This is a genomic window from Kribbella sp. NPDC004138, assembly GCF_053603655.1.
The window spans coordinates 1-1,295 of record NZ_JBSGFZ010000060.1 but is presented as its reverse complement, the minus strand read 5'-3'; the positions used below and the strand labels follow the sequence as shown (position 1 = coordinate 1,295).

Annotated in this window: 1 protein-coding gene; it reads right to left on the bottom strand. The window is 70.0% G+C overall.

Features of this window, described 5'->3' with window-relative positions:
- Positions 1–7: 7 nt before the first annotated feature.
- On the bottom strand, positions 8–1,246 hold the full coding sequence (locus ACWEOO_RS41815; protein ID WP_452147798.1) for an IS30 family transposase: 1,239 nt from the start codon (positions 1,244–1,246) through the stop codon (positions 8–10).
- Positions 1,247–1,295 lie beyond the last annotated feature (49 nt).

Sequence of the window (1,295 nt, the reverse complement as noted above, 5' to 3'; positions counted from 1 at the left end):
GGCGGATTCAGCCGGTGGTTGCAACACCGGTGGTTGGGTAGGGGGTTGAGAGTAGCTGGTTGAGGGTTTCGGCGGGGGTTTGGTAGTTGAGGGTTTTGCGGGGGCGGCCGTTGAGTTGGACGGCGACGAAGTCGAGGTGGTCGCGGGTGTGGACGGACAGGTCGGTGCCTTTGGGGAAGTACTGGCGCAGCAGGCCGTTGGTGTTCTCGTTGCTGCCGCGCTGCCAGGGGCTGTGGGGGTCGCAGAAGTAGATCGGCAGGTCGGCGGTGAGGGTGATCTCGCGGTGCCGGGCCATTTCCTTGCCCTGGTCCCAGGTCAGCGACCGCCACAGGTGCTCGGGCAGGGTGGTGATCGCGTCGAGCATGGCGTCGTGGACCGCGGCGGCATCGGTTCGGCCGGGCAGGTGGAGCAGCATCACGTAGCGGGTGCTGCGTTCGACCAGGGTGCCGATCGCGGACCGGTTGCCCTTGCCCATGATCAGGTCTCCCTCCCAGTGGCCGGGCACGGCGCGGTCGTCGGCCTCGACGGGTCGCTCGGAGATCATCACCATGTCGCTGCGCCCCCGGCCACGGCGCTCATCGGCGCGGCGGCGGGGCTTGCGGATCGCCCGGCCGGTGCGCAGCGCCGTGGTCAGCTCACGGCGCAGCGCGCCGCGGCTCTGCACGTACAGCGCCTGGTAGATCGTCTCGTGCGACACCCACATCTCCGGATCGTCGGGGAAGTCCAGCTGCAGCCGGACCGCGATCTGCTGCGGGCTCCACCGCAGCCGCAGCCCGGCCATTACCCGCCACCGCAACCGGCGCGGCCCGGTCCCGGGCGCGAGCTTGGCCGGCTTCGGGCGCCGAGCCCGCCGGTCGGCGCCGGCCTGAGCCAGCGAGGCACGGTACCGCGGCTTGACGTTACCGTCGCGATCGCGCCGCACCGCACGGGTCGCGCCGTTACGGGCCAGTTCCCGGCTGACCGTCGACGCCACACGACCCAGCCGCCGCGCGATCTCCCGGACACCGACATCCTGGGCCCACCACACCATGAGGTTCTCGCGCTCGGCGAACGACAGATACCTGCCCTGAGGCTCGGACAGCTCCACCATCGGCATCCCGCCACCCTGACGGACCCACCGCCACGCCACCGACTTCGCCACGCCCACCGATACCGCAGCATCCCCATACTCAGCACCAGCACGCACCAGCAACCAGAACTCGCGCTGCACCTGCCGCGGCAACGCAGGACGACCACGACCAGCCATCACAACACCTCCAGAACTCAGGTGTTGCGACGACCGGCTGAATCCGCCC